This is a genomic window from Lactonifactor sp. BIOML-A5 (assembly GCF_009677585.1).
GTDB lineage: Bacteria > Bacillota > Clostridia > Lachnospirales > Lachnospiraceae > Lactonifactor.
Genome location: NZ_WKYV01000004.1, coordinates 106,146 through 130,466, shown reverse-complemented (window position 1 = coordinate 130,466; position 24,321 = coordinate 106,146). Strand labels below are relative to the sequence as shown.

Sequence of the window (24,321 nt, the reverse complement as noted above, 5' to 3'; positions counted from 1 at the left end):
GAATTACGCAAGCACAGTCTCTGTACTGGTATAGACTCCCTTGTGTAATGCTTCCAGCTTCCTTTGCAGAGGTAAAAATAAAAAAGGAACTTTGCACTCTGCAAAATTCCGAAAATAAAAAAAGCGCGAGACGGGACTCGAACCCGCGGCCTCGACCTTGGCAAGGTCGCGCTCCACCAACTGAGCCACTCGCGCATGTCATCAACGACAATAGTTAATATACTATAACTAGAAAGAATTGTCAATGATTTTTTTCGATTTTTTTCCTGTCCCTATAGTAAATATTTTACTTGTTTATTATAATGAGAAAAACAGATAATCTTGGAGGTACTATCATGGATATGACAAGAATAGCATTCTATCTGGAGCAGTCCAAAGATCTTTTTATACATACAAGCAATACCATATGGGAGTACGCAGAAACCAGATTCGAAGAACACAAATCCAGCAAACTTCAGGCCGACGTTATGAAACGCCTTGGATTTGAGGTTTGCTTCCCCAGCAGTTCTCTTCCCACCGCCTTTCGCGCAAGATACGGCACCTCCGGGCCTGTTATCGGGATACTGGGAGAATATGACGCGCTTCCCGGGCTTAGCCAGAAGGCAGACTGTCCCGTTCAGCAGCCCCTGATTCCTCAGGGCAGCGGCCACGGATGCGGGCATAATCTTCTGGGGACAGCGGGAATGGCTGCCGCTTTGGCCGTCAGGCATTATATAGAGGATACCGGAATATGCGGTTCTGTGGTTTATTATGGCTGTCCCGGGGAAGAAAATGGAGCAGGCAAGGCCCTCATGATTGAAGAGCATTTTTTTGATGAGGCAGACATTATGCTGTCCTGGCATCCCCATTATAAAAGCGGACTTTTTAACAATTCTCTTGCCAATGTACGGGTGACCTACACCTTTCACGGCAAAAGTGCCCACGCTTCGCTGGCGCCTCATCTTGGGCGTAGTGCACTAGATGCCTGTGAACTTATGAACATCGGCGTTAATTACCTCAGGGAGCATATGATACCAGATGCCAGAGTTCACTACGCCTATCTAAACACCGGAGGAACCGCACCCAATATTATCCCTGCCGAAGCACAGGTTTTTTATGCGATCCGCGCACCAAGGGACAGAGACACCGGAGAGCTGAAAGATAGAGTAGACAATATTGCACAGGGTGCTGCGCTGATGACCGGTACGCAGGTAACCATCAAACAAAACGCTGTATACCGCAGCTTTCTCCCGAACTCCACACTGGATCAGCTTCTGATAAAGCACCTGAAAGCCAGCACGCCGATCTGCTATACCGAGGAGGAAATCCGCTATGCCAGAGCTTTTCAGCTGGAAGGAAGTCTTCCCCATGCCAAGCTTTCCATAGATCCCTATCCGGATTTGACTCTGGACCGAAAGAGCGGCATCTCTACTGATGCAGGAAATGTAAGCTGGGAAGTCCCCAGCGGAAGCTTTATGGTTAACTGTTATGCCAACGGGTCTCCCCTGCACCACTGGACCGTAACTGCCCAGGGCAAGGCTTCCATTGCACACAAAGGAATGCTCACTGCCTCACGTATCATATCGTCCGCCGCTGCAGAGCTTCTGGAAAACCCAGAACTACTCCAAAATGCCCGTGAGGATTTTAAAAAAGCCAAATCTACAGTTTTATAGCACGCAAAAAGCCCGTAAGAACTTTTCGTTCTCAAGGGCTTTTATGGCTTTAAAATAGCGCTTAACATATACTGGTTATTGGGAAAGTTTTTATGGCTGATATCCTCCAGGCGGATAAGGTCCACCTCCAGCCACAGTTCTTCCGCAACCAGCATCAGGTGAGAAAACATGACACCAAAATTAAATTCTTCCCATTTTCCCAGATGGTTCATATTATGCTTTTTTGCAAAGATGTGAATCCTGCTGTCATAGACCACAAACCGCCAGGGCTGACTATTCATGCTTGAGGGAGCAAGGCGTGCACCTTCCAGAAGCTGGTTCATCCACTGACGGGGCACTTCTTTGTAAACGCTGAGCTCCTTCAGATCCATACGCTTGGCCTCTGCCGCCTTCCGGTAGGGGCTGCCTTTGCATTTGCCAAATGCCAGCATAATGACAAATTTCTTGTCACCCAGTTTTCCCATACCAGGCTTGGGCTTCGCGCTGCCCACAAAACAGCTGCCTAGTCCCTTAGAGCAGATAAACAGACTCATCTGCTCCATAATATAGCCTGCGTTCATCAGCGCTTTATCCTTTTCTTCCGTATAAATCGCCATATAATAAGGTGCTTTTACCCCAAAAGGATTCAGTGATATCTGATGCTTCTTGGTATTATCTATTACTGTAATTTCTGTCTGGATTCCCGCGTTCAGCCCCTCTATTTCTTTATGATAGTCGCATATTTCCTTTAAAAGCTGAGGACTGATGGGTTCCATCTCGTAATTCCGGATGGATTTCCTGACGAATATTGCCTCATACAAGTTCATACTCTCACCTTTTTAATCATTCTGTAACAATATTGTAACATACTTTTCCTCAAATGCAATGCCAAATTTATTATTATTTTATTAATGTTTCTATGCAATATGCTCAAACTCTGTTTTTATCTATAGCAGCTGCTCTAATTCCTCCAAATATTCCCGGAATACCTTCAGTGCGTCCTTCACCGGCTCCGGTTTTGTCATATCCACCCCGCATAATTTCAAAAGGTCTATACAGTCCATAGAACTGCCTCCACTCAGAAATTCTTTATATTTCTCAACGATTCCCGGCTCCTTTTTCAGAATCTTGCTGCTGATAGCGATGGCTGCAGAAAACCCGGTGGCATACTGGTAAACGTAGAAGGGAGTATAAAAATGGGGAATTCTGGCCCACTCCAGGGCAATCTCCTCATCCAGCACTACCCCATCTCCGAAATACTCTCTGTTCAGATTATAGTAGGTTTCATTCAGCCATGCGGCATTCAGGGTACCCCCATTTTCTACTTCTTTATGCGCCTTCTTCTCAAACTCGGCAAACATTGTCTGACGGTACAGGGTGCCTTTAAACTGATTCAGGAAATAATTGATGAGATATGCTTTTTCCTTTTTATCACTTGTTTGTTCCAACAAATGGTGTATGAGCAGCGCTTCGTTGCAGGTAGAGGCCACTTCCGCTACAAATATTTTGTAACCGGCATAGAGATATGGCTGCTTCTCATCCGAATAGCTGGAATGCAGGGCGTGCCCCATCTCATGGGCAAGGGTAAATACCTGGTTCAAATTCTCCTGATAATTCAGCAGCACATAAGGATGCACCCCATAAGCCCCCCAGGAATACGCACCTGTTCTTTTTCCCTGATTCTCATATACATCGATCCAACGGTTCTCAAAGCCCTCTCTCAGCCGGCCGGCATATTCCTCCCCCAGAGGGGCCAGACCATCCAGAACTATCTCTTTTGCTTTGTCAAAGGGTATCTTCATATCTACATCATCTACCAGAGATACATATACGTCATACATATGAAGCTCTTCCACTCCCAACGCCCTCTTCCGCAGCTTTAGATACCGGTACATCAAATCCATATGGCCGTGCACCGTCTGAATGAGATTATCATACACTTCCGTGGGAATTTTGCTGCCGTCCAGAGCGGCTTCCAGAGATGACCCATACTTTCTTTCTCTTGCTTCGAATACTGCATGCCGTACATTGGAATCAAACGTGGCAGCCAGTGTGTTTTCAAACTGCCTGTAGGTATGATACAAGCTCATGAACGCATCCCTGCGCACCTGCCGGCTGCTGCTCTCCAGGTATCCGGCATAGCGGCCGTGAGTCAGGGGAACTTCATTTCCTTCCTCATTGGTAATTGGGGGAAAGGTAATGTCCGCATTATTAAACATACTGAAAATATTTCCCGGGCCCTGGGCAAGCTCGTCTATTTTAGCCATGAGTTCTTCCATCTCTTTTGTGAGCGTATGCTCCTTCTGACGGATGATTTGAGTCAGGAAGATTCTGAACGGTTTCAGTCCCTCATCCTCCTCTATAAATATATTCAGCTTCTCCTGGGGTATGTTTAATATCTCCGGTACAATATATGCGGTTTTACTGTTCAGCAGGGTCATAAGAACCTGGGCTTCCCCGGTGAGCTTCTGGCTGGTACTGTCGGCAGTATTCTCATGAAGCCTCTGATTGGCGTATACATACAGCCTTTCAAAGAGTTGGCTCGTACTGCTGTATTCTTCCAGCATACCGGAAAGAACACGGCTGCTCTCTCCAAGTGTTCCCTGATACTGCTCCAGCTTATCTATCTTATGTCTGAGTATCTCTGCATCCTTTTCCCAAGCTTCCCTGCAGGGATATAAATCTTCTATGGCCCAACGGTCTTCTTCCTTTACTTCCTCTCTCTTCCATACATTCTTGCTTTCTGCCATGATGATTCCTCCGTTAATTTTCTTCTTTCAGTATACTATAAACCATTTTCTTTGTCATTATCCTTGACAAGAAAGAAAAAATCGATTATGATTGTATTAAATCATTAATACAATAGTACAGGAGGTGTTCATTAATGGCTTGGAATCTTAGTTCCGAACGCCCGATATATGCTCAGATTATCGAAAAGATACAACAAGATATTATATCCGGGAATTATGCTCCGGGAGACAGGCTCCCGTCAGTGAGGGATTTGGCATCAGAAGCTGCCGTCAATCCTAATACCATGCAGAAAGCTTTGACAGAACTTGAGAGAACCGGTCTGGTATTTGCCCAGAGAACCAGCGGACGATATATCACGGAGGACATTATTATGATTCAAAAAATGAAAGAAGAAATTGCGTCAGCTCATATCAAAGAATTTCTGGATAAGATGGCGCAGCTGGGATTTAAAAAGCAGGAGATTATTGATCTGATTACGCAGCTGGAGAAAATTGACAAGGAGGAGAAAGAATGAGCCAGATATTAGAGTGCAAGAATCTTACCAAGTCTTATGGTACTAAGACAGCACTTGCCAATATTAACCTATCCTTGGATAAAGGAAAAATCATCGGGCTGCTTGGCCCAAACGGAAGCGGAAAGACCACGCTGATTAAGCTGATTAACGGTCTTTTAGTCCCCACCAACGGGGAAGTCCTAATCGATGGTATGGCCCCGGGTGTAGATACAAAAAAAATTGTTTCCTACCTTCCGGAACGCACATATCTTGGAGACTGGATGAGTGTGAATGATGCCATCAGCTTTTTTGTGGATTTTTATGAAGACTTTGATCGGAGCCGCGCCTATGATATGCTGGAGAAGCTGAATATTAATCCCAGCGATCGCCTCAGAACTATGTCCAAAGGCACCAAAGAAAAAGTACAGCTCATCCTGGTCATGAGCCGCAGGGCTAAGCTCTACTGCCTGGATGAACCTATCGCGGGCGTAGATCCTGCTGCCAGAGATTACATCCTTTCTACAATTATTAATAACTATGCAGAAGATGCCACCATCATCATCTCCACCCATTTGATTTCAGATGTAGAGAACGTACTGGACGATGTCATATTTATTCAGTACGGTCAGATTAAGCTAATTTCCTCTGTAGACGAAATCCGGTATGAGAGGGGCAAATCTGTAGATGGTTTATTCCGGGAGGTATTCAGATGTTAGGAAAATTGTTTAAACATAATTTAAAACAGGTATCCAAGCTGCTGATACTAATTCATGGGGCACTGCTTGCATTCTCTGTAATAGGAAGAATTATTTTCTCAATGGCATTAAACGGGGAAGGCAACTTCAATACCGCATCCCCAGCCACTAGTCTTGTGACTGCAGTCTATATTCTGCTGTATGTACTGGGAATCTTCTGTATCGCAGTTATGACTTATATATTTCTGGCCAGGGACTTCCAGAAAGGCATGTTTTCCAATGAAGGCTACCTAATGCACACGCTGCCAGTAACCCCCGCCCAGCATATATGGTCCCGCTGCTTTGTATTTATCATCTGGGGGTTGATTGACATGATAATCATATGCGCCTCTCTGGCAATCATTTTTATCAACTCTTATACCATGCAATACCTGCCTGAATTCTTCCAGGAATTCTGGAAAGCAATGCTGACAGCCTTTGGAACCTCTGAGTTCTTTAGTACCATCTATATGCTATTAACCATGCTCATCAGTGTTTTCTTTAGCATTTTTATGGTATACTTTGCCATTTGTCTGGGAAGTCTCTGCAAGACCCATAAGATCCTGGGAGCCATCGGTTCCCTGGCAGGAATCTATCTGGTACTGCAGATTGTAGGAGTCATCATGATGCTCACTCTGGGATGGAGTCCTTACTCCGTCAATTCAAACAATGCATTAATAACAACCACATCCACCGTTGGGATGTCACCAGTGTATATGGGATTTTCTATAATATTCGACTTACTGCTCACTGTAGGATTTTATTTTGGAATCCACTATATATTGTCCAAGAGGCTGAATCTGGAATAAAAAGTAAAAAAGGGGGACGTGTTCTTTCTACAAAGAACACGTCCCCAAATAGATCCTGGGTGTCCCAAATTCAACATGACCTGTCCCCAATTGCTTACCCTTCTATAATCTTCACATAATAGTTCCGATTCCTGGGTCCGTCGAATTCACAAAAGTAAACATCCTGCCAGATCCCCAGAATTATTTTTCCTTCTTCGAGAATCAAGGTGGCTGACGCCCCCATTGCAGAGGATTTCATATGGGCATGAGAATTCCCCTCGCAGTGGCGGTAAACCCTGTCATTTGTGGGAAATACTTTTTCATAGCCATAGATCACATCTGTTACTACATCCGGATCTGCATTTTCATTTATTGTTATTCCTGCGGTTGTATGAGGACAGTACACTGCAACTATCCCTGATCGGATGCCGCTGTTTTTAATGTCTTCCCTTATCTGACCCGTAATCTTCACCATAGTCTGAGGTTTTTGAATGGTGAGCGAATGTTTGAATAGATTCATTTTCTGCCTCCTATTCCCCTGCTTCTTTCTGCTCTTTTTCTACTATCTTTATCTGCTTGTCCACATCTTTCTTGAATTGCTTCCATGCGTCTTCGTGCTCAACATAATACTTGGGACATATCTTCCCGGTAACATCATAATGTCGGATGACATCGTCTGACTTCAGAGAAAACCGTTCACAGAGCCATCCCGTGAGTTCCACCAGTGACTGATAGGTGGCGTCATTGAAATGGCCGCTCTCGTCCGGATGACAGCACTCTATAGAGAGGGTATCGCTGTTGCGCTCATTGGACGCATAGGATATCTCATTGCTGGGTATGCACTGCACCACTTCTCCGTCCAGGCCAATGACAAAATGACTGCTGGCTTTTGTCTCCTGGCTGTCTTTCAGCCCTTCAAAGTAGTCTCTGTTATTCTGCGCAGAGGTCCCTGGATTGGCTGTATAGTGTATTACAATCCCCTTAATCCGCTCCAGCGCCGTCCCTGGCCTTGAATACGGATTCACATCCAGCAGCTGCACGTCCAGAGGCGGTGCTCCCACAAAAGATACCTTTTTGTCATCCATAGCAGCCGTCCTGGCTTCCTCTCTTTTATTCTTTACTGTCTTTATTGTAAGACAGAGCAGAATCACTCCCAATAGAACAATTCCAAATAGTATTATATTACGTCTTACCTCCAGCTGCCTCTTCCGATACCCGGCACTGCGGCGTCTTTTCCTTCGTCTTTTACCCCTTACCATATGCTTATCCTCTGCCAAAAAGAGGGAGGAGGCACCCCTTTGCCTCCTCCTCTTATTTTACTCGTCTACACTGTAGTTCGGTGCTTCTTTTGTTATATGAATATCATGCGGATGAGATTCTTTCAGTGAAGCGGCGGAAATCTTAATGAATTTTCCTGTTTCCTTTAAAGTTTCAATGTCCGGTGCACCGCAGTAGCCCATACCAGAACGAATTCCTCCAATCAGCTGGAATACCGTGTCTTCCACATGTCCCTTGTATGCCACACGGCCTTCCACACCTTCCGGTACCAGTTTCTTCGCGTCTGTCTGGAAATAGCGATCTTTGCTTCCATTTTCCATGGCTCCTATGGAGCCCATCCCTCGATAAACTTTATACTTTCTGCCCTGGTATAATTCAAAGGTACCTGGACTTTCATCACACCCGGCAAAGATACTTCCCATCATGCACACATTAGCCCCTGCTGCAATGGCTTTAGTCATATCTCCGGAGTACTTGATTCCTCCGTCAGCGATTACCGGAGTTCCGGTCTTCTTTGCCTCTCCATAACAGTCCATAACTGCTGTAATCTGAGGAACACCAATCCCTGCCACCACTCTTGTGGTACAGATAGATCCCGGACCGATTCCTACCTTTACAGCATCCGCACCTGCTGCTATCAGGTCTCTGGTTGCCTCCGCTGTGGCTACGTTTCCCGCGATAACCTGAAGCTCAGGATATGCGTCTTTAATCATGCGAAGTGTGGATAGTATATTCTCCGAATGGCCATGAGCAGAATCTATGACAATGACATCTACCCGCACCTTCACAAGGGCGTCCACCCGCTCCATCACATTCTTAGTAATTCCCACAGCAGCTCCGCACAGCAGTCTTCCCTGGGCGTCCTTTGCAGACAGCGGATATTTAATCTGTTTTTCAATATCTTTGATGGTTATAAGCCCTTTCAGATTGAAATCATCATCTACAATAGGAAGCTTCTCCTTTCTGGCTTTTGCCAGGATTCGCTTCGCCTCCTCCAGTGTGATTCCCTCTTTTGCTGTTATCAGGCCTTCAGATGTCATAGATTCCTTGATTTTTTTAGAAAAGTCCTCTTCGAACTTAAGATCACGGTTGGTAATAATACCTACCAGTTTTCTTCCCTCTGTGATAGGAACACCGGAGATACGGAATTTGGCCATTAAGTTGTTGGCATCTTCCAATGTATGCTCTGGTGATAAGAAAAATGGGTCTGTAATAACACCGTTTTCAGAACGTTTTACCTTGTCTACTTCCTCTGCCTGCTGCTCCACAGACATGTTCTTATGAATAATTCCTATACCGCCCTGTCTTGCCATAGCAATTGCCATGCGATGTTCTGTTACAGTATCCATTCCTGCGCTCATCATAGGAATGTTTAATTTAACTTTTTTGGTCAGATAAGTGCTTAAATCTACCTGATTCGGAGTTACCTTTGAGTATGCCGGAACTAGAAGTACGTCGTCAAAAGTAATGCCTTCACCAATTATTGTACCCATTTACTCTCTCCCTTTCGTTTCTATTTATTTTGGTTTTGTTCCCTAGTGTAACAAAATTCGACAAAGGTGTCAATCCGTAAAAACTTTTCTGGGATTTGATTTTTGTATGTTGCTGAGCATCTTTTCGTCGAATTCCAACAAAACCTTACACAATTCCTGACCATCGGGAATAATCATGGCGTAAATTTTGTGGGATGGATCCTGCGACGAATAATCCAGTACTTTTAATCTGCTGTTATTATTATAATAATCCATTCTATGGGACTTTACCGGCGCCAGGATCTCCATCTTACCCGTATCCAGGCTTTTCACTTTCTTTCTCTTGGTCTTTGCTGCGATTCTGTCGATATCAAGTTCGCCATTCACATAAAGATACTCATATTCCAGATCCAGATTAAGGAATACAAAGTAATCCGCAGCTCCCAGCCCAATAGCCGCAATAAATAAAAGAGGGTGTATCATGACTCCTGCAAATACCGCTACAACGGTGAGGGCCAGCATTCCAATTTTGACTGCCATATCTTTGCCGGTACTCTGCTTTTTTACCAAAAATTCTGAATACAAATCACTCATGGTTTCTCTCCTTGTACATTCTTAGAAACTGTCTTCATTCTAGCACAAAGCAGGGCTGACGTCTACGACGCCAGCCCTTAGAAAGTCTTAAAATTCTGTGAAGCTTACATCATTCCAGGAGCTGCTGGAGCTACCGGAGTATCTTCCTTAATATTAGATACAACAGATTCTGTTGTTAACAGCGTTGATGCCACACTGGTAGCATTCTGCAATGCACTTCTTGTTACTTTTGCAGGATCCAGAATTCCTTCTTTAATCATATCTACATACTCTTCTTTCAGAGCATTAAATCCAACGCCTGTCTCAGATTCTTTTACTTTATTGACAATGACAGAGCCTTCCAGACCAGCATTGGCTGCAATGTGGTACAGAGGAGATTCCAGAGCTTTTAATACAACTACCGCACCTGTCTTCTCATCGCCGCTTAATGTCTCTGCCAGCTCTTCAACCTTCTTGGAAGCATGGATGTAAGCGGATCCGCCTCCTGCGATTACACCTTCCTCTGCTGCTGCACGTGTTGCTGCAAGAGCATCTTCCATACGAAGCTTAGCCTCTTTCATCTCAGTTTCAGTAGCGGCACCAACACGGATAACAGCTACGCCGCCTGCCAGTTTAGCAAGTCTTTCCTGTAATTTTTCTTTGTCAAACTCGGATGTTGTCTCTGTAATCTGTCCCTTAATCTGGCTGATTCTAGCATCAATGGCTGCTTTATCGCCTGCACCGTCAACAATAACTGTATTTTCCTTCTCAACCTTAACAGATTTTGCACGTCCCAGCTGATCCATGGTAACTTCTTTTAAGTCCAGACCCAATTCATCGGAGATTACCTGACCGCCTGTTAAGATAGCAATATCTTCTAACATGGCCTTTCTTCTGTCACCGTAGCCCGGAGCCTTAACAGCTGCAACATTAAAGGTTCCTCTTAATTTATTTACAATGAGTGTAGTAAGAGCTTCGCCCTCTACGTCTTCAGCAATAATTAACAGTTTGGCGCCTGTTTTTACAATCTGCTCTAACAGAGGAAGCAGTTCCTGAATGTTAGAGATCTTCTTATCAGTGATTAAGATATATGGATCATCCAGATTAGCTACCATTTTGTCCATGTCAGTTGCCATGTAAGCGGAAATGTATCCGCGGTCAAACTGCATACCCTCTACTAAATCCAGCTCTGTCTTCATTGTCTTAGACTCTTCAATGGTTATAACACCGTCGCCGGATACTTTTTCCATAGCGTCTGCAACTAATTCTCCCACTTCATCATCGCCGGCAGAAATTGCTGCAACTCTTGCGATCTGATCTTTTCCTTCTACTTTTCTGCTCATGGAAGCAATTGCCTCTACTGCCACATCTGTTGCTTTTTTCATACCCTTTCTCAGGATAATTGGATTTGCACCAGCTGCAAGGTTCTTGATTCCTTCATGAATCATGGCCTGAGCAAGTACAGTAGCTGTTGTAGTACCATCACCAGCCACATCATTTGTCTTGGAAGCTACTTCCTTGATTAGCTGAGCGCCCATGTTTTCAAATCCGTCTTCCAGCTCAATTTCCTTTGCAATGGTGACACCATCGTTGGTGATAAGAGGTGCGCCAAAGGATTTGTCCAGAACTACGTTTCTTCCTTTTGGTCCTAATGTCACGCGTACTGTATTCGCTAATTTATCGGCACCATTCTGCAGTGCCTCTCTTGCTTCTGCTCCGTATTTAATCTCTTTTGCCATATCTGTCATTCCTCCTGAATTCTATGATTTATTCTACTACTGCTAAGATATCGTTCTGTTTTACAATGATAAATTCTTCATCATCTAATTTTACTTCTGTACCGGCGTATTTGGAATAGATTACCTGATCTCCCACTTTAACTTCCATCTTTACTTCTTTGCCGTCAACAACTCCGCCCGGTCCTACTGCAACAACCTCAGCCTGCTGGGGTTTTTCCTGTGCCTGACCCGGTAATACGATTCCTGATTTTGTCTTTTCTTCAGCTTCTAACTGTTTTAAAACGACTCTGTCTCCCAATGGTACTAATTTCATAATCTATTGCCTCCTTAAAATATTTTCTGCTTTTATTAGCACTCATTTACATCGAGTGCTAACCGTTAGTCATATATTAGTTAATCTTGAAAAAATCTGCAAGTTTCTGAAAGAGATTCTATAGCATCCATTCTCTTGTTATCTCTTTTTATCTCTTGTTTTCTCTTATTTTCTCACTTTCTTAATTTTTACCTGATTTTATATTTATTTTATAATTCCATCTTTATCCTATGCCATTTAAGAAGAAATTAAACATTTTTTATTTTCCGCGGCAAAGGCAGCAGCAAAATAACATAAAAAAGGAACTGCAGATACCTAACAGCTCCTTTTATAGTTCAAAACAAGCATTATTTTTTAACTATTTTCCGTTTTTTAATTTCTTCCAGCTCATCGAATATAACTTCGTTGAGCACCTTGATATAGGTTCCCTTCATTCCTGAGGATCTGGATTCGATAACGCCCGCGCTCTCAAACTTCCTGAGCGCATTTACAATTACAGACCGTGTGATGCCTACCCTGTCCGCAATCTTGCTGGCAACCAGAATTCCCTCATCTCCGTCCAGCTCATCAAAAATATGAATAATAGCTTCTAGTTCTGAGAATGACAACGTGCTGAAAGCAGATTTGACAACCTGTATCTTACGATTTTCCTCAGCATTCTCTTCATGTACGGAACGCATCATCTCAAGTCCTACCACAGTGGTGCTGTATTCACTCACAATTATATCTTCAATATCGTACTGCTTACCGCTTCTGTACATAAAAACAGTCCCCAAGCGTTCCCCGGCAATGTCAATTGGGTTAATGATAGCCATGTATTGTTTTACATGCTCCCCCTCAAATCCCAGAGTCTGAAGATTTACATTTTCTTTCGTAGAAAGCACTCCCAGAAATCTCTCATTCAGGAGAGTATCGATAAAGCCTCCCACCTCGTCTTCAATCAGCTCTGTAATCTCTTCTACTCCTTCGCACAGTCCTACGCCCAGCACCTTACCTTTTTTACTGAGTACCAGAATATTCGACTCCAGTGTTTCTACCATAACTTCACAGATGTCGTTAAATAAAACCTTTGAGGAATTATTGTTGTGCAGCAATTTGTTTATCTTTCTCGTCTTATCCAATAGTTGTACGCTCATGCTGAACCTCCTTTCTTTTGTCCTAAATATGAGTAATAAAATAAAATTCTCCCATTTGCTTTATTCTATCATACAATTGGCGGCAAATCAATGTCGTCGCTAACGGATTTATACTTTTTTAACTTTTTTTCTGATAATTCCTCAGTTTCAAAAGCTGGTGAAGCCAATAACACAAAATTTATGGATAATCATGCAAATCAAAAAAGGAATTTTATCCAAAAATCAGCTGCTGTATGGTATTTTAAACCCATTACAGCAGCTTAGCCATCTATTCCTTTTCCTCTTTTGGCTTCTCCGTTACATAGCCGCAGTGCTCATCTGCACACAAAAGTTTGTTTCCTTTTTCCAGCATATAGCCCCCACAGTTGGGACATTTCTCTTTGGACGGCTTCTGCCAGGACATAAAATCGCACTCCGGGTTATCTTCACAGCCATAATACTTACGACCTTTTTTCGTCTTTTTGAGAACAATATCCTTCCCGCACTTGGGGCAGGATACTCCAATCTTCTCCAGGTACGGTTTTGTATTCCGGCAGTCGGGAAAGCCCGGACACGCCAGGAATCTTCCGTGAGGACCGTACTTAATTACCATGTTGCGGCCGCATTCTTCACAGATAACATCCGTCACCTCGTCTTCTATTTTTACCTGTTCTAATTCCTGTTCCGCTGCCTTTACTGCCTCGTCCAAATCAGGATAAAAATTGCGGATTACGGTTTTCCAGTATACACTGCCGTCTTCCACTTTATCCAGGAGTTCTTCAAAAGTAGCGGTAAAATTCACATCCACAATGCTGGGGAAAGCCTGTTTCATGATATTATTCACTACTTCTCCCAGTTCTGTAATATAAAGATTTTTATTCTCTTTTGCCACATAGCGGCGGGCTATAATTGTGGTTATCGTGGGGGCATAAGTACTGGGACGCCCGATTCCAAGTTCTTCCAGCGTCTTAACCAGAGAAGCCTCCGTATAATGGGCAGGGGGCTGCGTAAAATGCTGCTGTCCGTCAAAGTTCTCAAGAGAAAGCTCCGTGTTCTCATCCAGACTTTTCATCATCAGATTATTTTCCGGCTTCTCCTCATCGCTCTGCACATAGACTGCCATAAAACCGTCAAATTTAAGTTTTGAGGCGGCTACTGTAAAGTAGTAGTCTCCCCCTTTTATTTTTACAGACGTTGTCTCGTATTTGGCCGGCTGCATTCTGCTGGCAGTAAATCGTTTCCAGATTAACTGATACAGCCGGAATTGATCCCTGGACAGAGACTCTTTCATAGCAGCTGGCGTTCTGGTAATATCTGTGGGGCGGATTGCCTCGTGGGCATCCTGAATCTTTTTTCCCTTATTGCTGTTCTCTTCCTTGTTGGCTGCATACGTTTCCCCATACTGCTCTGTGATATACTCTCTTGCCAGCTGATCGGCCTCCTCAGAGATACGGGTCGAATCTGTACGCAGATAAGTAATAATACCTACGGTGCCGTTACCTTTTATATCAATTCCCTCGTATAGCTGCTGGGCCAGCCGCATCGTTTTCTGAGTAGAAAAATTGAGCGCCTTTGAAGCCTCCTGCTGAAGAGTACTGGTGGTAAACGGCAGAGGTGCTTTCTTGGTGCGCTCTCCCTTTTTCACTTCGGCCACCTGGTATTTTGCCCCTTCCAGAGCTTTTAAGATCTTATCCAGCTCCTCCTGGGAATGGATCTCCATCTTTTTCTTTTCACTGCCGTAAAATTTGGCCACCAGGGGCTTTTTCTCACCTTTGACTTTGAAGGAAGCTTCCAGAGACCAGTATTCCTCCGGTATAAAAGCGTTAATTTCTTCTTCCCTGTCACCGATGATGCGAAGGGCGACAGACTGTACACGGCCTGCACTTAAGCCTCTCTTGACTTTTGCCCAAAGGACTGGACTGATGTTATAGCCTACCATACGGTCCAGAATCCTTCTGGTCTGCTGGGCATCCACCAGATTCATATCAATATCTCTCGCCTCTTTTATAGAAGCTTTTACTGCTGTTTTTGTAATCTCGTTAAATGTAATCCGGCGCATCTTGTCGTCTTGAAGGTTCAACGCCTTAGAGAGATGCCAGGAGATCGCCTCTCCTTCACGGTCCGGGTCAGTTGCCAGGTATACTTTGTCTGCCTTTTTGGATGACTTTCTCAGTCCTGCCAGCAGCTCGCCCTTTCCTCGGATCGTTATATACTTTGGTTCAAAATCATGTTCCACATCAATTCCCAGCTGACTTTTGGGCAAGTCACGCACATGACCGTTTGATGCAGCCACTTCATAATTTGAACCAAGAAATTTCTTGATTGTTTTTACCTTTGCAGGCGACTCCACAATCACTAAATACTTTGCCATTCCTTACCTCCTCCGGTATTCGGTCCATTTCATTTATTTTATTTTGGCATAATAGTTTTTCATCGGTTCCACTATTAGTTCCTCTAGCTGAAGTTCCAGAAGAATCCCCATAACTTCCTCTGGAGACAGAGGTATTTTTTCTAATAATTGATTCAGATTCTGGGGCTGTAAATCCAGACAACTATACACCATATTTTTCTGACTTTCAAGTCTTATTTGTGATTTTATTAGCAATTTGTCGCTTTTTCCCGGGGAAATTCCCAGTTCTTCCAATAGGCTCTCCACAGAACAGGCGATTCCCGCCCCCTGCTCTATCAGGCGGTTGCACCCATAGCTTAGCCCATCGCTCACACGCCCCGGCAGGGCATATACCGTCTTCCCCTGCTCCAGTGCACAGTCTGCGGTAATCAGAGAGCCGCTTTTCTTTTTTGCCTCTATAACCAGCACTAGGTCTGCCAGCCCGCTGATTATACGATTTCGTAGGGGAAAATTCCGGGGCAGAGGTTCATATCCCAGGGGGAACTCAGACAGCAGCCCTCCCTGTTCAGGGATTTTTTTATATAAATCATAATTTGACCTGGGATAGCAGACATCAACGCCGCAGCCAAGAACAGCAAAGGTCGGGGTTCCACCCGCCAGTGCTCCCCGGTGCGCATGGCCGTCTATTCCCCGGGCCATACCGCTTATAATCTGAACCCCTGCCTGACTCAGCGCTTTTGCAAATTCAAACGCCTGCACCTGACCATAATAGCTGCACATTCTCGCCCCTACAATAGCCACGGTAGCCCTGTCCTCTCTGGGAAGCACTCCTCTTACAAACAGTCGGGGCGGCATATCACCGTAGTGCAGCAGACGCCTGGGGTACTCCCTGTGAAGTTTATGATAACAGACAACTTCTTTGTCTCCCGTATTCTCCATAATTCCTCCTATTCTGATTTTTATACCCCAAGTTCCTTTTCTCTGTGCCTGATAGAACATGGTGGTACGTCCTCTCTTTGTATAACCATTAAATGTTCCAGTATTTCTTATCAGCCTTCCGGTAGCAGATCGCTTCACCGATATGCCTTTTTAGAAGAATTTCTTCCCCCTCCAAATCGGCTATCGTACGGGCTGTTTTTAAGATTCTATGATAGCCCCTGATACTAAAATTCATCTTTTTATACGCTTTTTCCAAAAGTTCCCTGCCTTGCTTTTCCACAGGACAGAAGGTTTCAAGTTCTGAACCGGGAATTTGTGAGTTGAAGCGTATCTCTGTCCCCCTAAACCTATCCTCCTGGGTCTTATGTACCCTTGTAATCTCTTTACGAAGATCAGCAGAGGAAGGCCCCTTTTTTCGTTTTGACGCAATATCCTGATACTTTACTGCCCCTGCCTCCACGCAGATATCCATCCGGTCCAGGAGGGGACCGCTGATCTTCCGCAGATATTTGCTAATGTCCCCAGGCCGGCAGGTACAGCGGTTCATATCCGGAAAATAGCCGCATCCGCACGGGTTCATGGCAGCAACTACCATGCAGTTAGCGGGAAAGCAGAAGCTCCCCATTGCCCTTGCTATTAAGATCTGTCTGTCTTCCAGAGGCTGCCTTAAGATCTCCAGGCTGACTCTGGAGAATTCCGTCAGTTCATCCAGAAAGAGAATCCCCCTGTGAGCCAAAGTAATTTCTCCCGGCCGGGGAATTCTGCCTCCTCCGGCCAGAGCCTGGGGAGAAAGCGTATGATGGGGCGCCCGGAAGGGACGGGTAACCATCAGAGGACTGTCCGCCGGTAGAAGACCTGCGATACTGTAAATTCTTGATATTTCTATACATTCTTCCAGCGACGGCAGAGGCATAATTGTGGGGAGCCGTCTTGCCACCATTGTCTTACCAGCTCCCGGGGGACCTATCATCAATAGATTGTGAAAACCTGCGGCAGCCACTACCGCCGCCCTTTTTACAGCCTCCTGTCCCTGTATTTCGTCAAAATCAAGAGAATATTCCGGTTCCCTGTAAAATACCTCCCCGACGGGATTTTCTCGCTGAAAACGCTCAAAATCGCCGCTGCGAAGCATTTCTATGGTTTCTTTTAAGGTACTGACCCCGGCAACTGGAATCCCCTGGATAATATTACCCTCTCTCCAGTTTTCCTTTGGGAGTACGCAGGCTCTGCATCCCAGCTCCTTCGCTTTATCCACCATAGCCAGAATGCCGGATACCGGGTGTACGGTACCGTCCAGGCTCAATTCTCCCACAATCAAAACATCCTTTACCATGACCTCCTCCAGATACCCCAGAGCAGTCAGAATAGCTGCAGCAATGGGCAGGTCAAAGGCAGGGCCATCCTTTCGCAGATCACCAGGCGACAGATTAATCGTCACCCTTTTGGGAGGCAGCGCAATCCCCATATTGCGCATAGCAGTCTTCACTCTGTCCTGAGCCTCCCGCACCTGGGAAGTAAGATACCCCACCATATTAAACATAGGAAGTCCGTCACTCACATCTGCCTCCACCCTTACCGGAAAACATTCTACTCCCATAATAGCTGCTGACAATACACTGCTAAACATACTTAACTCCTCTCCAAGCCTTTCCTCCGGCTCAAATACCATTCACTTATGCATTGGAAATATTTCTTTGACAAATCTGAACAGAAAAAGATATGCCTGCTGCAAAACACAGAGACAAAAAGAATCAAACTTATTATTTAATAAGTAATTACTATTGAAAGGATAAACATGGACGAAATGTCCCGGAAATACAGAAGTTTTAATAAAAGGTTCTTTTATTTTGTCACAAAACTTATGCCATGTCAATTGCACCATGAAAAAAAACATAATTTTGCTCTTTTTCTCACATACTACATCAAAAGGAGGTGTTTCAAATGGATAACAAAGAATATTCAGGATACCAGGTGGCAGATATTACAGAGTCCGATAATTCCATGATCAACCGTCTGGAAGAAGAAATCAGTCAGAAGACAGACAAAGACATTGTACTGGTAGCTTACCAGCAGGATAAACAAAGCTAAAACCTCATTGGGGACAGGTCGATCCTATTTTGGGACGTGTTCTTTCCAGAAAGAACACGTCCCCTTTTTCGCCCTTTTCAGATGGAAAAGCACAAAATCTTCTTCTCTCACATAGACTATAAACAAATCCCTTTGAGGTAACCTTTTTGAAGACATTTCTTAAGCCCCTTACCGTAGAAGAGGAGAAATATTATCTTCAGAGATACCAGGGGGGCGACTTGGAAGCTAAAAATGTTCTTATTGAACGAAACTTACGTCTTGTTGCACATGTTGTGAAGAAGTATCAGGGAATAGATGAAGATTTGGATGACTTGATTTCCATAGGAACTGTAGGGCTCATCAAGGCAATACAAACTTTTGACAGCAATAAAGCCAACCGGCTTTCTACCTATGCGGCCAGGTGTATTGACAATGAGCTGTTGATGATGCTCCGCTCCCGCAAGAAGACGTCCAAAGAAGTCTCCCTCTATGAACCCATTGGCACAGATAAGGAAGGCAATGAAATTCATCTGCTGGACATTATAGAAAATGTTCCGGTAGATGTGGTGGATACCTATACCTTCAAAGAAGATGTAAAAAAATTATATGAGCTGATTGAGTCTGTTCTGACCCCCAGAGAATATGAGGTGGTAAAGCTTCGCTATGGCCTGTTCGGGGAGGAAGAGTATACCCAGCGGGAAATAGCAAAGCGGCTGAATATCAGCCGCTCTTACGTCTCTAGAATAGAAAAAAATGCCCTTCTGAAATTACGCAGATTCTTCCTGCCGTCTTAAGATATCGTATGGATCCAGTTCTATTCCCAGATCAAGATATAGCACTTCTTTTGGATGGGGAGCACTTTCCCGGGGACTGCCCTCCTCATCCAGAATGGATTTGACCTGCACGGAAATATTTCTGCCGTCCGGTTTCATGACTTCAATGGTTTCCCCTACAGAGAATTTATTTCTCTGGGTAATCCGGCAGAGCCCGCGGTCATCCTTTGCTTCCACGTATCCCAAATACGTATACTCTTTCAGATACGTATTCTGGTCATAAATCTGGGTATCGGAATCTGGCTTTCCGTAGAAGAAACCAGTGGTAAACTGGCGGTACGTACAGTTAGAGATCTGCTCCCGGTACCAGGGCATATGTTCCCGGTACAAGGAGGGATCTGAAAAATAATCATCAATTGCTTTCCTGTAGGTTCTGGCAACGGTTGCAACATAGAGGGCTGTCTTCATCCGGCCCTCTATCTTTAAGCTGTCGATTCCGCAGGTAAGCACGTCCTCCATATGTTCAATCATACAGAGGTCTTTTGAATTGAAGATATAAGTACCCCGTTCATTCTCGTAGACAGGCATATATTCATTTGGCCTTGTCTCCTCCACAATGGAATATTTCCACCGGCAGGGATGGGTACAGGCTCCCTGGTTGGCATCCCGTCCGGTGAAGTAGTTGCTGAGCAGACACCGCCCGGAATACGAGATACACATTGCCCCGTGTATAAAGGTCTCAATCTCCAGTTCCTCAGGAATCCGGCTGCGAATCCCCCGTATCTCCTCCAGAGACAGTTCCCTGGCCGATACCACCCGCTTTGCCCCTAGCTTATGCCAGAACAGATAAGTCTCATAATTGGTGTTGTTCGCCTGTGTACTGATATGCCGCTCGATCTCCGGACATACTTCCCCGGCAATCATAAACACGCCTGGATCGGCTATTATAAGCCCATCCGGTCTAATTTTCCTAAGTTCCCGGAAGTATGTGCGGATCCCTTCCAAATCATCGTTATGAGCCAGGATATTGGCTGTTACATAGACCTTTACTCTATGATCGTGGGCAAATTGTATGCCTTCTCTCATTTCATCCATGGAAAAGTTTTTAGCTTTTGCCCTCAGTCCGAAGGCTTCCCCTCCGATATACACCGCATCAGCACCGTATATCACAGCTATTTTCAATACCTCCAGACTGCTGGCAGGCACTAATAATTCTGGTTTTTTCATTGCATCATCACTCATTTGATTTTTGTGCTCATAGTTACGCCATCCCCCAGAGGAAGGATGGCAGTTTCCAATTGTTCATGATGTTTCAGCGTATAGAGGTATTCCCGCATCCGTTTATAAATGGTGCGGTTTCTCCTCTCCACGGCAAAATGGGATTCAATGATATCTCCATCCTGAAGCACATTGTCCGAGAGCAGCACTCCCCCAGTGCGCAGAAGCCTGAGTATCTCAGGGAGGAAGTGAATATACTGTCCCTTAGCAGCATCCATAAATATCAGATCGTACCTATCATCAAGATCTTTCAGTATGTCTGCCGCATCTCCCTCCAAAAGAGTAATCACATCCTCTTTTCCTGCCTTTTTGAAATTCTCCCTGGCTATGGGGATTCGTTTTTCATAGTTTTCTATGGTTGTAATCCGGCAGCCCTGTGGGGCGTATTCGCTCATCAAAAGCGCTGAAAATCCCACTGCGGTCCCTACCTCCAATATGCTCAGAGGACGAAGGGACAGAAGCAGAACCTTTAAAAAGCTTTGCATCTCTCTCCGGATAATCGGAACACGATTCTGGACAGCCTCTATCTCAAGCTGATCCAAAAATGGCGTATTCCCCCTGTCCAGAGAATTTATATAGGCAGCCATTCTCTCCTCTACAATCATCTGTCAATCTCCCATCCTGCTTATTCCTGGCCTCCTTCAGCCCCCTCTTCCCCGGAGTCGCCTTCACCGCTCTGGGCATCGTCTCCGTCCTGAGGATCCTGGCTTACTTTCTCCAAATTCTCGTCCGCAGTTTTGTCCGCCTCGTCCTTTGTACCGTCTTCCTCTTTGTCTTCCTGTTCAGGCTGGCCTTCCGTATTCTCCCGGGCCAGAATCGCCATCATCTCATCTGCGGTCTGGGACGTGTTCAGAATATAAGTTCCAGCCTGCAGTTTATCCTTATAGTTTGATAACTTTTCCTGTACCACAAAAACCTTCGCATCATCAATCAGGCCCTTATTCTTCAAGATTTTACCTATCTTGTACACAGATGTTCCGTCTTTTATCACCACAGTAACATCCTTTCCCTCTCCCTGGGACACAGGTACCTGATTAAAGATATCGTATCCAAAGCTGTAAGCAGTTTTACCTACATATATGATTGCGAATATCACACAGACGTACAGAAGAATTCTGAAAAACCCACCTGCGATTGCCACTCCATGTCCATCGTCTCTCATTCTATTAGCCATAATATTCTCCTTACTTTTACAGATCCGGCACGTCGATTTCAATTCCCTGGTGAATCGTTGCATTTATATTCTGCAGCTGCCTGCAGAGGGCCTGTTCCGCCAAAAGGAACTCTCTCACCTGAGGGATTTCGAGCAGCTCATCCATACGCTCCGCCACCTGATCAATGGCCTCGTACAGATCAATGTCCTTTTCCTCATTCTGCATACGATAGTTCAGAATTCGCAATTCATCCATTTTTGCTTTCTCTTCCGGCATCAGCTTCAGTTCATCCAGCGCCTTTTTGTAGCGTTTATAAACATCACCGGTGCGGATGGCTGCTGCCAGCCTTTCCGTACAGGTTTCTATCAAACTCATTTTATCACCTCTAAGCCTCCATAATAATGGGCAGGATCATCGGTCTTCTCTTTGTGCGTTTCCATACAAATTCACCAAGGGAATCCTTGATGACTCCTTTTATTCTGCCCCAATCGGAGATTCTTTTATCCAGACAAACGTCCAGGGCATCTTCCACAACAACTCTGGCCTCTCCCATCAGATCTTCCGATTCCCTTACATAGACGAATCCTCTGGACACAATATCCGGGCCTGCCAGCAGCTGATTGCTCCTTCTCTCCAGGGTAAGGACTACGATAATGATGCCATCCTCAGCCAGATGCTGCCGGTCTCTGAGCACAATATTTCCCACATCTCCTACGCCAAGGCCGTCTACCAGGATACTTCCCGTATGAACTTTTCCCGTCACTTCCGCCTTGTCATCACTCACCTCCAGAACATCCCCTGAAGACAGAATAAAAATATTGTCCTTATCTATCCCCAGCTGCTCTACCACCTTGGCCTGTGCCTTCAGATGTCGGTATTCCCCGTGGGCGGGTATGGCATATTTGGGCTTAACCAAAGAGTAAATCAGTTTAATTTCTTCCTGGCAGGCGTGTCCCGATACATGGGCGTCCTGGAAAATGACATCCGCCCCTTTCATCCCAAGCTCGTTAATTACCTTAGACACTGCCTTTTCGTTCCCGGGGATGGGATTCGAGCTGAATATAATAGTATCGCCGGGTTTTATAGATACTTTTTTATGAATACTGGCTGCCATACGGGAAAGAGCCGCCATAGATTCTCCCTGACTGCCGGTGGTAATCAGCGTCATCTGCTCATCCGGATAATTCTTAATCTGATCAATTTCAACCAGTGTTTTCTCCGGAATCTTCAGATAGCCCAGTTCAGAAGCTGTGGTAATAACATTTACCATGCTGCGCCCCTCCACCGCCACTTTTCTGCCGAATTTATAGGCAGAATTAATAATCTGCTGCACCCTGTCTACATTGGATGCAAATGTGGCAATGATAATCCTGGTATTCTTGTGTTCTGAGAATATATTGTCAAAGGTGCGTCCCACCGTGCGCTCCGACATGGTAAATCCCGGCCGTTCCGCATTAGTGCTGTCGCACATAAGCGCAAGTACGCCCTTCTTTCCAATCTCGGCAAACCGCTGCAGGTCAATGGCATCCCCGAACACGGGCGTATAATCCACCTTAAAATCCCCTGTGTGTACCACAATCCCCGCAGGGGAATAGATAGCCAGGGCGGACGCATCCTGAATACTGTGGTTTGTCTTAATAAATTCAATGCGGAAAGCCCCCAGATTGATGGACTGTCCGTGTTTGATCACTTTTCTCTTGGTTGTTTTCAGCAGGTTGTGCTCTTTTAATTTATTATCTATCAGTCCTATCGTAAGCTTTGTCGCATAGATAGGAACGTTAATTTCCTTTAAAATATAGGGCAGTGCCCCAATATGATCCTCATGCCCATGGGTAATCACAAATCCTTTTACCTTCTGAATATTATCCTTCAGGTAAGTCACGTCCGGGATCACAAGGTCAATTCCCAGCATATCATCCTCCGGAAAAGAAAGTCCGCAGTCAACTACCACAATGCTGTCCTCGTATTCAAAGGCAGTCATATTCAAACCAATCTGTTCCAGCCCACCCAGGGGTATTATTTTCAAGCTTGTGCCATTATTCTTTTTTTTCAAAATGATTCCTCCGTCATATGATATAATTGGCACCTCATTCTACTTTATTCTGTTCTTTCGTACAATCTCTGCAATATCCAAAAAGCTTCACCTCGTGGTCCGTTACGGTAAACCCAAGGGAATCCCTGATATGCTCCTCTAATTGTTCCAGAAAGTCATCTTCCAGTGAGATAATCTTTCCGCACGATATACAAATCAGATGATGGTGGTGGTGTCTGTCCCGGTCCTTATCCTGGCCGATCTCATAACGCACGCATCCGTCATCCAGATTAATCCGATCAATTAAATGCAAATCTAATAAAATCTGTATGGTCCGGTAAACCGTAGCAAGTCCTATCTCAGGAAATTCTGCCTTTACCAGATCATAAATTTCTTCTGCTGTCAGGTGCCGATCGGGACAGCCAGCCAGCACTTCCAATATCCGTAGTCTCTGGTTGGTTACTTTCAACCCGTTTTTTCTTAAAATCTCTGCAAACTCTTGGCTGTCTGTCACGTTCTCACCTCTTACCTTCACTTTTACGTAGAATAAAGTGCATTGTTCACCTATTATTATTTCACAAATTCAACATCTTCTAACATAGTTTCAAAAACTTTAAACACGGCGTCGTACTCCGTGTCGTCCTCTACGAATACATAGCAGGCCTCTTCGTCCTCTTCCTCAGAGATATCCTTCAGGATATAAGCCTCGCTTCCCTCTTCCTCGTCTTCCTCGTCCGGATCTACTACCAGAAGATAGTTATGTCCGTTTACTCTTGTCTGTTCCAGTATACCGAATTCCAGCTGAATCCCGTCGTCCCCGTCAAATATAATAGTCTCCATA

The 24,321-nt window shown here is 44.8% G+C and carries 25 protein-coding genes and 1 tRNA gene; 6 read left to right on the top strand and 20 right to left on the bottom strand.

What is annotated here, in order from left to right:
- Positions 1–122: 122 nt before the first annotated feature.
- Positions 123–195 (bottom strand) — tRNA-Gly (locus GKG41_RS04345).
- A 140-nt stretch (positions 196–335) separates the two neighbouring features.
- Between GKG41_RS04345 and GKG41_RS04340 the strand changes: the two genes are divergently transcribed.
- A complete protein-coding gene (locus GKG41_RS04340; RefSeq protein WP_173015495.1) occupies positions 336–1,652 on the top strand; it encodes an amidohydrolase in 1,317 nt (438 codons plus the stop codon).
- Between the two features lie 41 nt (positions 1,653–1,693).
- Here GKG41_RS04340 and GKG41_RS04335 read toward each other — a convergent pair whose 3' ends face one another.
- A complete protein-coding gene (locus GKG41_RS04335) occupies positions 1,694–2,458 on the bottom strand; it encodes a nitroreductase family protein (RefSeq protein ID WP_072849096.1) in 765 nt (254 codons plus the stop codon).
- Positions 2,459–2,578: 120 nt separating this feature from the next.
- Positions 2,579–4,381 carry an oligoendopeptidase F gene (gene pepF, locus GKG41_RS04330; RefSeq protein ID WP_154257344.1) on the bottom strand — a complete coding sequence of 601 codons (1,803 nt, stop codon included), beginning with the start codon at positions 4,379–4,381 and terminating at the stop codon, positions 2,579–2,581.
- A gap of 134 nt (positions 4,382–4,515) precedes the next feature.
- On the opposite strand from pepF, the gene GKG41_RS04325 reads away from it, so the two are divergent.
- Genes GKG41_RS04325 through GKG41_RS04315 form a run of 3 tightly spaced genes read left to right on the top strand, consistent with a single transcriptional unit; the run spans position 4,516 to position 6,418 of the window.
- The gene (locus tag GKG41_RS04325) at positions 4,516–4,896 is read left to right on the top strand and encodes a GntR family transcriptional regulator (protein ID WP_154257342.1); all 381 of its coding nucleotides are present in this window, start codon (positions 4,516–4,518) and stop codon (positions 4,894–4,896) included.
- On the top strand, positions 4,893–5,591 hold the full coding sequence (locus tag GKG41_RS04320) for an ABC transporter ATP-binding protein (RefSeq protein WP_072849102.1): 699 nt from the start codon (positions 4,893–4,895) through the stop codon (positions 5,589–5,591). The genes GKG41_RS04325 and GKG41_RS04320 overlap by 4 nt, the downstream gene beginning before the upstream one ends.
- Positions 5,585–6,418: a hypothetical protein gene (locus GKG41_RS04315; RefSeq protein WP_154257340.1), complete on the top strand. Its 834-nt coding sequence runs from the start codon at positions 5,585–5,587 to the stop codon at positions 6,416–6,418. The genes GKG41_RS04320 and GKG41_RS04315 overlap by 7 nt, the downstream gene beginning before the upstream one ends.
- A gap of 94 nt (positions 6,419–6,512) precedes the next feature.
- Here the strand turns inward: GKG41_RS04315 and GKG41_RS04310 are convergent, their stop codons facing one another.
- From GKG41_RS04310 to GKG41_RS04265, 10 genes are all read right to left on the bottom strand, one after another.
- On the bottom strand, positions 6,513–6,917 hold the full coding sequence (locus GKG41_RS04310) for a secondary thiamine-phosphate synthase enzyme YjbQ (protein WP_154257339.1): 405 nt from the start codon (positions 6,915–6,917) through the stop codon (positions 6,513–6,515).
- A 10-nt stretch (positions 6,918–6,927) separates the two neighbouring features.
- The gene (locus tag GKG41_RS04305; RefSeq protein ID WP_154257337.1) at positions 6,928–7,656 is read right to left on the bottom strand and encodes a peptidoglycan recognition family protein; all 729 of its coding nucleotides are present in this window, start codon (positions 7,654–7,656) and stop codon (positions 6,928–6,930) included.
- Between the two features lie 57 nt (positions 7,657–7,713).
- On the bottom strand, positions 7,714–9,168 hold the full coding sequence (gene guaB / locus GKG41_RS04300; protein ID WP_154257335.1) for an IMP dehydrogenase: 1,455 nt from the start codon (positions 9,166–9,168) through the stop codon (positions 7,714–7,716).
- A 69-nt stretch (positions 9,169–9,237) separates the two neighbouring features.
- Positions 9,238–9,741 carry a DUF6106 family protein gene (locus GKG41_RS04295; protein ID WP_154257333.1) on the bottom strand — a complete coding sequence of 168 codons (504 nt, stop codon included), beginning with the start codon at positions 9,739–9,741 and terminating at the stop codon, positions 9,238–9,240.
- 104 nt (positions 9,742–9,845) lie between these two features.
- A complete protein-coding gene (groL, locus tag GKG41_RS04290; RefSeq protein ID WP_154257331.1) occupies positions 9,846–11,459 on the bottom strand; it encodes a chaperonin GroEL in 1,614 nt (537 codons plus the stop codon).
- Positions 11,460–11,487: 28 nt separating this feature from the next.
- The gene (gene groES, locus GKG41_RS04285) at positions 11,488–11,772 is read right to left on the bottom strand and encodes a co-chaperone GroES (protein ID WP_154257329.1); all 285 of its coding nucleotides are present in this window, start codon (positions 11,770–11,772) and stop codon (positions 11,488–11,490) included.
- 347 nt (positions 11,773–12,119) lie between these two features.
- Positions 12,120–12,908: a GTP-sensing pleiotropic transcriptional regulator CodY gene (codY, locus tag GKG41_RS04280; protein ID WP_072849116.1), complete on the bottom strand. Its 789-nt coding sequence runs from the start codon at positions 12,906–12,908 to the stop codon at positions 12,120–12,122.
- Between the two features lie 268 nt (positions 12,909–13,176).
- Positions 13,177–15,258 (bottom strand): type I DNA topoisomerase, encoded by a 2,082-nt coding sequence (gene topA, locus GKG41_RS04275; protein WP_154257328.1) that lies wholly within the window; start codon positions 15,256–15,258, stop codon positions 13,177–13,179.
- Between the two features lie 33 nt (positions 15,259–15,291).
- Entirely contained in the window at positions 15,292–16,176 is an 885-nt protein-coding gene (dprA, locus tag GKG41_RS04270) for a DNA-processing protein DprA (RefSeq protein ID WP_154257326.1), read from the bottom strand.
- Between the two features lie 88 nt (positions 16,177–16,264).
- A complete protein-coding gene (locus GKG41_RS04265) occupies positions 16,265–17,803 on the bottom strand; it encodes a YifB family Mg chelatase-like AAA ATPase (protein ID WP_154257324.1) in 1,539 nt (512 codons plus the stop codon).
- Between the two features lie 314 nt (positions 17,804–18,117).
- Between GKG41_RS04265 and GKG41_RS23085 the strand changes: the two genes are divergently transcribed.
- Both GKG41_RS23085 and sigK read left to right on the top strand, forming a co-directional pair.
- Entirely contained in the window at positions 18,118–18,264 is a 147-nt protein-coding gene (locus GKG41_RS23085; RefSeq protein WP_173015494.1) for a hypothetical protein, read from the top strand.
- A gap of 146 nt (positions 18,265–18,410) precedes the next feature.
- Positions 18,411–19,037 (top strand): RNA polymerase sporulation sigma factor SigK, encoded by a 627-nt coding sequence (gene sigK, locus GKG41_RS04260; protein WP_072849121.1) that lies wholly within the window; start codon positions 18,411–18,413, stop codon positions 19,035–19,037.
- Here sigK and GKG41_RS04255 read toward each other — a convergent pair.
- From GKG41_RS04255 to GKG41_RS04225, 7 genes are read right to left on the bottom strand one after another with little or no spacing between them, the layout of a single operon-like run.
- Positions 19,011–20,243: a U32 family peptidase gene (locus GKG41_RS04255; RefSeq protein WP_154257322.1), complete on the bottom strand. Its 1,233-nt coding sequence runs from the start codon at positions 20,241–20,243 to the stop codon at positions 19,011–19,013. The genes sigK and GKG41_RS04255 overlap by 27 nt on opposite strands.
- An 11-nt stretch (positions 20,244–20,254) precedes the next feature.
- Positions 20,255–20,899, bottom strand: coding sequence for an O-methyltransferase (locus GKG41_RS04250; RefSeq protein WP_154257320.1), 645 nt, complete (start codon positions 20,897–20,899; stop codon positions 20,255–20,257).
- A gap of 20 nt (positions 20,900–20,919) precedes the next feature.
- On the bottom strand, positions 20,920–21,468 hold the full coding sequence (locus tag GKG41_RS04245) for an endolytic transglycosylase MltG (RefSeq protein WP_154257318.1): 549 nt from the start codon (positions 21,466–21,468) through the stop codon (positions 20,920–20,922).
- Between the two features lie 16 nt (positions 21,469–21,484).
- The gene (locus tag GKG41_RS04240) at positions 21,485–21,823 is read right to left on the bottom strand and encodes a YlbF family regulator (RefSeq protein ID WP_072849124.1); all 339 of its coding nucleotides are present in this window, start codon (positions 21,821–21,823) and stop codon (positions 21,485–21,487) included.
- A 10-nt stretch (positions 21,824–21,833) separates the two neighbouring features.
- A complete protein-coding gene (locus tag GKG41_RS04235; RefSeq protein WP_154257316.1) occupies positions 21,834–23,501 on the bottom strand; it encodes a ribonuclease J in 1,668 nt (555 codons plus the stop codon).
- 34 nt (positions 23,502–23,535) lie between these two features.
- Positions 23,536–23,994: a Fur family transcriptional regulator gene (locus GKG41_RS04230; protein WP_226903010.1), complete on the bottom strand. Its 459-nt coding sequence runs from the start codon at positions 23,992–23,994 to the stop codon at positions 23,536–23,538.
- A gap of 56 nt (positions 23,995–24,050) precedes the next feature.
- Positions 24,051–24,320 carry a DUF1292 domain-containing protein gene (locus GKG41_RS04225; protein WP_072849127.1) on the bottom strand — a complete coding sequence of 90 codons (270 nt, stop codon included), beginning with the start codon at positions 24,318–24,320 and terminating at the stop codon, positions 24,051–24,053.
- Position 24,321 lies beyond the last annotated feature (1 nt).